This window comes from Rickettsia endosymbiont of Culicoides newsteadi (assembly GCF_002259525.1).
Lineage (GTDB): Bacteria > Pseudomonadota > Alphaproteobacteria > Rickettsiales > Rickettsiaceae > Tisiphia.
Genome location: NZ_MWZE01000053.1, coordinates 1 through 7,974 on the forward strand (window position 1 = coordinate 1; position 7,974 = coordinate 7,974).

The window sequence follows — 7,974 nt, forward strand, 5'->3', positions numbered from 1 at the left end:
AAAAAAACATTTATCACAGGCATTAACTCCTTGCAACTCCTATATCTCCTTTATTTTTTCTTATCCCTTATCCCGAATTGACGTAAATTTATTATTTGTACTGTTAATTATAATATAAAGACTATTTATATCCACTTTCTTTAGTTTAATATTATTATTAAGTTTAAAATAATAGTCAACTTACATTTTTCCAACCAATCCTCAAGGACAATTATACTTAATTCATAAATGAGGTAAAATTTCATATATAGATTCTTTAAGATTATTTTTAATTTTCTGAAATTCTTCCGTGATATTATTTAGTGTACTTATTTTTTCTAGAAATTCTTTCATTTCATTTTTTTTTAGTAATGGTATGTGTATATTACAAAGCTGTTCATAAGTTAAGTTTGCCCTAACAGCTCCATACTTTGTATCATATTTGCCAATAATGGCTAAATAATATTTTGATTTTAAAACATGTAATAAATATTCGGATGGTAGAGTATCTTGGAATTTTTTTAAAACTCTAAATACGATATAGATACCACTTACATATCCACCATTTAACTCCTCAGAAACTAAACCTAAAGAGCCAACGTTAATCCTATGCGGATTATATACCAAATCTCCAGCTTGAACATGCTTATATTTTTGGTTTATGTCCTCGCCTTTTAAAATTTCATTGTCAAAAATACCAATACTATTACTTACCCCTAAAATTCTAAAATCTGTAATTGGCTGTAAAGACGGTTCTATTTTTTCTGTTATCTCCTCAATATAATCACCAAGTTTTATAATATCACCTTTTAAATTAGCAAAAATATCTAAATAATCATAAATCCATAAACTATAGCTATTCTTGGCTATTTCAGTTGATGGTATTATGGCAGATTCAATCTCTGCAACAGCCTTTTTATTATTGAAAGCATCAAGTGCAACTGGTAAATCATTATCCTTAATTGGCTTCTTTCTTGAACCAAGTTCATGACCAACCGCATTAATTGCAAAAAAGAACGTGTCTGAGATCTTTCTGTTTTTCTCGAAATATATAATACTTGTTTTTGTTGGGGTGTAAGGTTCAAAAAGCTTTCTTGGCAATGAAACAATAGAAACATTTGATGAGTTATTAAAAATATACTCTCTCACCTTTCCAACATTGCCCCCATCTGAAACAAAGTTTTCTTTTACAAGTAAACAGCCTCTACCACCTAGTTTTAAAGCTTCAAAGCAATGCAAAGGACAAATAGCGTCACCATTATTTGATTGAATGGGATATAAATACCCAAACCTTGTTTGTTGCGAATATGGTGGATTTGTAATTACAATATCATATTTTTGATTTACATAATCAGAAAGGGTGTCTTGTTTCTTGATATTACTATGTCCGTCTCCAAACAAAATCATATTCATTTTTGCAATTCTTGCATTAACAGTAATCTCAGAACCGTAAATTGTTTTTTTCCTTAGAATATTTTGCATCTCGTCGTTAAACGAAGTTCTGATTTTTAAATATCTAAATGCTTCAATTAAAAATCCTCCTGTGCCACAAAAAGGGTCATAAATGGTTTCGCCAATTTTAGGATTAACCATACTTATCATTGTTCTTACAATGTTTCTAGGTGTAAAATATTCGCCTAAATCTTTAATTTTGATGCCTTGGTAAGCATTTTTTAAAAAATATTCAAAAGCATCACCATTCACATCACTATCTGAAGCTGTGAGGTTAAGTTTTGAAAGCTCACAAATAATTTCTTCAAAAATATCAGGGGAATTAATAGGGAACGCTTCGCTAAAAATATCACCATACTTCTTGTTAATCTTAATCCACACAACATCTTTCACATATTGATACAACTCGTTTCCTTTTTTCTGAGAAAAGGAACTCCATCTAAGATACTCATCTAACTTATTTTCTTCACCTCCCAACATCTTTAGAACGGAAATTTCATCAAGAATTTTTAAAAACAAAATATCAGAAAATGCCCCAAATCTGTCAAGCCCTGCTTGCAATCCATCCTCTCTTAGTAAATTAGCCGCACTTTTAAAGATCCTAATAAGTTCGTCTCTTGAATGCTGAATGAAATTTACCGCAGATAGTATTTCAGAGCCCTCATTAACAAATCTGAGTGCCGTATGGTGATTTATAAATTGCCTTACATCTTCCCCGTCAATTTTAAGATTACGCCCATTATACAAATATTGGGTTTCAATATAACTTCCATTATAAGCAAATATAAGCGGCGTATTTAGTGGTTTAGCATACAAATTCAATGCTTGGTGCATTGCTAATTGTATACTTTCATTTGGTTTTTTTGCCTCAATTATTATTATTGGTTCGTTACTTCCTTCCTTGTATAGTACAAAGTCAGGTATTTTACCGTTAAGTAATTCTTTTTGTTTGGTAAGTTTCACTCTTTGTTGATAAACGTTACATCTTGGGTCTTTTTCATCGACAATCCAACCAAGATTAGCAAGTTGAACCAGGATATCATGCGTTACAGATGCTTCTAATCTTTTAGTATACATAAAGAATATTCCAATTTTACAAAAAAGCTTGTTGTACCAACAAATTAAATATATCGTAATTATCTCTGTTATTATATCTAAAACAGAACTCATTAACGTATTTTTGTAAGTATTGTGGTGTATAGTCAATTGATAAGAAGTTGGTGACGTCGTTGCTCAATGCTCGCCTATTACTTATAGGCGTCGCTCCATCGTTCCTAGCCCCAAATTCTCCTGAATTAACTATACATCGCTAGAGACTGCCTGCAATCTCCTAGTTTTTGAATAGCTTCACCAACTTAAAATTAACATATCTCGATCTATTCTGAAACTTTTAAAACGCTCTAATACTGACATACCTAGTAGTGATATATCGAGACCACCAGTACCTATATGAGCTTCAATATTTCTAAAGAAAGCTCTGTTATCAATTACTACACTATCTAATTTCACGGGGGCGGCTGTACTAGTACCATTAGCCGTCGAGTAAATTCTAGTGTAATGTAGTTTTGATAAGTCAAACCCTAGCATTTTAGCATCATTAGTAGTAAGGGCAACATCACTTGCTCCGGTATCAATCATAAATTTAATTTTTACTCCATTTACCAATACGTCAATGTAAAAATGTCCGTCGCTACTACGGCTAATCACTAATTCTCCTTGTTTATTGACCCAATTATATGATGGTATTAGTACGGATACGACTCGTTGTGTGGTATAATTTAATTCAAATCTGAAAGCGTAACCAATAATTATGATCAAAAAAATTAGCCCCCAAATTAATAGCTGAATAGAGACGATCTTTATCCCCTTTTGATTAAAGGAGTTATAAACGATACTGATAATAATCAAAATCATTACAAAGCAAGATATACTTTTCTGGCTACTCCAAGAGAACCCAGGAAATTGTGCATCTACCGATTTACGTATCAAGAAGGTAATGACCATACTAATACATAAAAGCATTGTTAACTTTATAAGACTCTTATTGCTCACATTAAGTCACCTATATTCTCTAAAAATAATCTTGCTCTATGAGATTTTGGCTTTTCAAAAAATTCTGCGGCTGGCTGATCGGCTAGAACTTGCCCGTGATTCATAAAAATTATCCTATCCGCTATCGCTTTGGCAAATTTGATATGGTGAGTAACAACAATCATCGTCATTTGACTTTTTAATAAAGAGATAATTTCAATAATATCTTTAATATTTTCAGGGTCTAAAGCTGAAGTAGGCTCGTCAAATAACATTACCTCTGGATCCATCATTAAGGCTCGACAAATGGCTACTCGCTGTTTTTGTCCTCCAGATAGATTGATAGGAAAAGCAGTAACTTTTTGTTTTAAACCAAATTGCTCTAATAATTTCTCCGCCTTAGAAATGGCAGTCATCTGCTGCATTTTCAAAATATTAACAGGAGCATATATTAAATTATCCTGAACATTTAAGTGTGGGAAAAGATTAAAAGATTGGAAAACCATACCAATTTTAAGGCAAAGCTTCCTTTTATTCTTTTGAGTTAACTTTTTGTTATCAATAAACACTTGTCCAGTAGTAGGTATTTCTAACGCATTAATAATTCGTAATAAAGTGGATTTACCACTACCAGAAGAACCTATAATCGCTATAGTTTCCTTTTTTTTGAACTCAAGACTAACATCTTTAACAGCATAAATTTTACTATATTTTTTTGAAACCTTATCAACTACTATCATACTAAACTATAAATTTGTAACCATCATATAGAGGTTTTATATTGCTTGGCAATATTTTTGATATCTCGTGATAATCAATAAAATGATTCATATTAGTTAATAATATTTGTTGCGGTTTGTATTCATATTCCCACTGTAGGATTTTATCTAATCCTGCATGGCAATCATTAGATTCGTATGCCATACAATCTAATATCCACACTTTGATATTTCTTAAGAATGGTTTGGATTCTGTCGGAAAATCTGCCACATCACTAGAATATACAAAATCATCCACTCTAATACCTAAACTATCTATAGGGCCATGATGCTGTCTAAAAAATTGTACCTCTATAGTGTTAATTTTAAATTTTGCAAAAAAATCTACCGGTCTTGCAATCAGTCTATCCGGAGCAAACAAGTGTTGGTGATGATTCTCAGTTCTCAATGCTGTAGCATTATCAGTAAAAATTTCTAAAGGTCTTTTCTGAAAGAATGGAAATACACGTAGATCATCAATACCGTTAACATGATCTGCATGATAATGGGTTAATATGGCACTGTCCACTTTTTTAATCTTTTCTCGTAGTAATTGCTCCTTAATGTTGAAACCAAAATCAACAAGAATTTGACTATTACCATCATCCATATATATTGATGATCTAGTTCTTTTATTGTAACTTGAAGTCGAGGTGCATGTATTGCAATCACAATTAATTATCGGTAGACCAAGCGATGATCCACACCCTAGTACTGTTATTTCTAGCATAATATTATTTACTTAAATCAAATAAAATTAAAATTGAAAATGTTTGAACTTTTATATAACTTCCAAGGTCTTAATCAAGAAATATTCTTGTGGATCAATAGCATAACTAACCATTTTAGCATAATAGCTTATATTCTACAAATTATCTCTTATTGTTTTAATATTACCAACTTTGCTATCGCTTATTTGATATATTGCGTATATTTTTACATTCAGATAAAAAAGATTCAAGATTTTAATCATCGTCAGAGCAAATTTTGGTTTATATATAACAAAATGGTAATGATTGGTATAATTTATACGATATTCGGTTGTATTTATGCTCTACTTAAGTTTTCGGTTAATCTACCTAGACCATTTTGCTCATTGCCTATTAATAGTTTTGTAACAATTGCTAATATTGAACTTGAAAGATGTTTGTCTAGTTTTCCAAGCAGTCATTCTGGGTTAGCATTATTGGTTGCCTACTGTATTTGGTCATATATAACAATCAGACAAAAAATTATAGCCATTTTGATTGTTATTTTAGTGGCGATATCACGTATTACTCTTGCTATGCACTACCCAGCTGATATTATTTATAGTTTCCTTATCACCATAATAATTATCATACTTGGCAGAATAGTTTTTAGAATTTTTGCCAATAACTTAATAAAATGGCTAGGAGGCTGCCTGCAATAACTAATTAATTTACTCACCTTACGCATAAACCCCATGACAATTTAAAAATTCCAGAAAAGTACAAAACGCTATTAGCGAGACCACTACGTGGTCGTGGCAATCCACATTCATTAGATTGCTTCGTCGCTACTAAAGTAGCTCCTCGCAATGACGCCAAGCTATTTTCTATATGACTTTTAAATACCATGCGTAAGGTAATGGTATGGATCTACCCTATATACAGAATGAATATTAATGGTTATTCTTCTAGATTTAATATATTAAAACAACAATAGGGAGACCCAAAATGGAATATAACACAATAGGAATAGATTTAGCAAAAAATATTTTTCATCTTCATGCAGTAGATAAATATGGAGCTCGTTCTGTTTTTACAGCTAGGGTATTAAGAACTAAGAAATTAGATAAAATAGAAGAAGGTAACAAAAGTAGGTTTACAGATTGGATGTTCAAGCTGCAAGAGAGACGAGGTTATAATACTAGTGTAGTAGCAGTGGCAAATAAATTAGCAAGAGTAGTATTCACAGTATTGCGAAATGATCAATCATACAGTGAAATAAAAGTATGTTATTAAAAGTTTAATATTAATTATTAATTTATGATGGCTAAATGATTTTTTTTAATTAAATTAAGGTTTAAATTAAAAAAAATCATAGCTGGAATAAAATAATAAAGTAAGGAATTCTTACCAAGGAATATGCGAGAGATGATAATATTGATGGTAAATAAGACAAACCTTAGCTTACGAAAAAACTGTTTAACTCACAGGCTCAAAAGAAGCCGTTAAGGTGATTATGTTAAAGTTCGTAAGTTAGCGAATTCCATCAGGGCTGAAGCACTTTGTTGAGCTTCAAGTCGAATACATGACTGCATTTGCTTTTTTTCTGTCAAGTATTATTTTTTTTCTTGCATTATTGGGTAGATCCATACATGAGTTATATTATATGTTTATCTTTTAATAATGTAACAAGATCACCATTTTCATACATTTCACGTACTATATCACAGCCACCTATAAATTCTCCTTTTATATAAAGCTGTGGTATGGTAGGCCAATCAGTGAAGGATTTGATATCCTCACGTAAGCTAAGACTGGTCAAAACATTAATATCACGAAATTCTATGCCAAGTTTTTTTAAGATAGAAACAACGGTAGCAGAAAAATTACATTGAGGAAAATTACTAGTGCCTTTCATAAACAACACAACATCGTTATTAGCAATTTCATTTCTTATAAAATCAAAATTTTTATTCTCTAACATCCTCAAACCTGATAAAAATTATGACTTCTTTTTACTCTTAAATGTTATATTATGCAAGCTCAAATAGTTGATAAAATCTTTGAAATTTTAAGCCAGAATAATTCTAATCCCCGAACAGAACTAGAATATGTTAATAATTTCACTCTATTAATAGCTGTGGTATTATCAGCACAAGCAACTGATATTTCGGTTAATAAAGCAACAAGATTTTTGTTTAAAGAATATAATACACCGGAAAAAATATTAGAGCTCGGGGAAGAAGGATTAAAAAATTATATAAGATCAATAGGTTTATTTATAACCAAAGCAAAAAATATTGTTGCACTTTCTCGTATTTTGATAGATAAGTATGATAGCAAAGTGCCAAACAATTTTGACGAATTAATTAAATTACCTGGTGTTGGAAGAAAAACTGCCAATGTAGTATTGAATTGCTTATTTGGTAAATCAACTATGGCAGTTGATACACATGTATTCAGAGTTTCTAGAAGATTAGGGTTGGCAAGTAGTGATACCCCCCAAAAAGTGGAATTTGAATTAGTTGAAATTATTGATGCAAAATGGTTACAATATGCTCATCACTGGCTGATATTACTTGGTAGGTATATCTGTAAAGCACGAGTACCCAATTGTTCTGTTTGCCCAGTTAAAGAATATTGTGAATATTATGCTAACAATTTTCTGAAGTAATAAATTATTAGTTTTATAGCTGTGGCTGAATTTGTATAGAGTTATGGAGAGGTGGCCGAGTGGTTTAAGGCGCTCGCCTGGAAAGCGTGTTCACGGTAACGTGTCAGGGGTTCGAATCCCCTCCTCTCCGCCAATTCGGCACAATTTGCTACTTTTTGCAATGCCTAATCAGAAAATCAATAATCATTTGCAACTAATATATAATTTTTTATAGTTTAATCGCTAAGCCGTTATAAATAATGACGTCACCAACTTCTCCTAAACTATACGTGGTTTGACAATTATTAACCCACTAATATAGTCATGTATGGACCTACCCGATAATGCAAGAAAAAAATAATATATAACAGCAAAAAAATCGAATGCAGTCATGTATCCGGCTTATAGTTAA

At 31.3% G+C, this 7,974-nt stretch carries 9 protein-coding genes and 1 tRNA gene; 4 read left to right on the forward strand and 6 right to left on the reverse strand.

The annotated features are described in order from the left end of the window. Positions 1–222: 222 nt before the first annotated feature. The 5 genes from RiCNE_RS04515 to RiCNE_RS04535 form a co-directional block, all read right to left on the reverse strand. On the reverse strand, positions 223–2,508 hold the full coding sequence (locus RiCNE_RS04515; RefSeq protein WP_204839955.1) for an N-6 DNA methylase: 2,286 nt from the start codon (positions 2,506–2,508) through the stop codon (positions 223–225). A gap of 16 nt (positions 2,509–2,524) precedes the next feature. After that, positions 2,525–2,668 (reverse strand): hypothetical protein, encoded by a 144-nt coding sequence (locus RiCNE_RS04520; protein WP_239832692.1) that lies wholly within the window; start codon positions 2,666–2,668, stop codon positions 2,525–2,527. Positions 2,669–2,778: 110 nt separating this feature from the next. Next, positions 2,779–3,453 (reverse strand): TIGR02281 family clan AA aspartic protease, encoded by a 675-nt coding sequence (locus RiCNE_RS04525; protein ID WP_094649427.1) that lies wholly within the window; start codon positions 3,451–3,453, stop codon positions 2,779–2,781. A 26-nt stretch (positions 3,454–3,479) separates the two neighbouring features. Continuing rightward, positions 3,480–4,202, reverse strand: coding sequence for an amino acid ABC transporter ATP-binding protein (locus RiCNE_RS04530; protein WP_094649421.1), 723 nt, complete (start codon positions 4,200–4,202; stop codon positions 3,480–3,482). Between the two features lies 1 nt (position 4,203). After that, complete coding sequence (locus RiCNE_RS04535; protein WP_094649422.1) at positions 4,204–4,950, reverse strand: MBL fold metallo-hydrolase; 747 nt, start codon at positions 4,948–4,950, stop codon at positions 4,204–4,206. A 39-nt stretch (positions 4,951–4,989) separates the two neighbouring features. Here RiCNE_RS04535 and RiCNE_RS04540 point away from each other — a divergent pair, with 39 nt between their 5' ends. Then, positions 4,990–5,631, forward strand: coding sequence for a phosphatase PAP2 family protein (locus RiCNE_RS04540; protein ID WP_094649423.1), 642 nt, complete (start codon positions 4,990–4,992; stop codon positions 5,629–5,631). 286 nt (positions 5,632–5,917) lie between these two features. Further along, positions 5,918–6,205, forward strand: a complete 288-nt coding sequence (locus tag RiCNE_RS04545; protein WP_094649424.1) for a hypothetical protein — start codon at positions 5,918–5,920, stop codon at positions 6,203–6,205. Between the two features lie 361 nt (positions 6,206–6,566). Here the strand turns inward: RiCNE_RS04545 and grxD are convergent, their stop codons facing one another. Next, a complete protein-coding gene (gene grxD, locus RiCNE_RS04550) occupies positions 6,567–6,893 on the reverse strand; it encodes a Grx4 family monothiol glutaredoxin (protein WP_094649425.1) in 327 nt (108 codons plus the stop codon). 51 nt (positions 6,894–6,944) lie between these two features. Between grxD and nth the strand changes: the two genes are divergently transcribed. Both nth and RiCNE_RS04560 read left to right on the forward strand, forming a co-directional pair. Next, positions 6,945–7,583 carry an endonuclease III gene (gene nth, locus RiCNE_RS04555; RefSeq protein ID WP_094649426.1) on the forward strand — a complete coding sequence of 213 codons (639 nt, stop codon included), beginning with the start codon at positions 6,945–6,947 and terminating at the stop codon, positions 7,581–7,583. A 45-nt stretch (positions 7,584–7,628) separates the two neighbouring features. Then, positions 7,629–7,716 (forward strand) — tRNA-Ser (locus tag RiCNE_RS04560). The last annotated feature ends 258 nt before the right edge of the window (positions 7,717–7,974 follow it).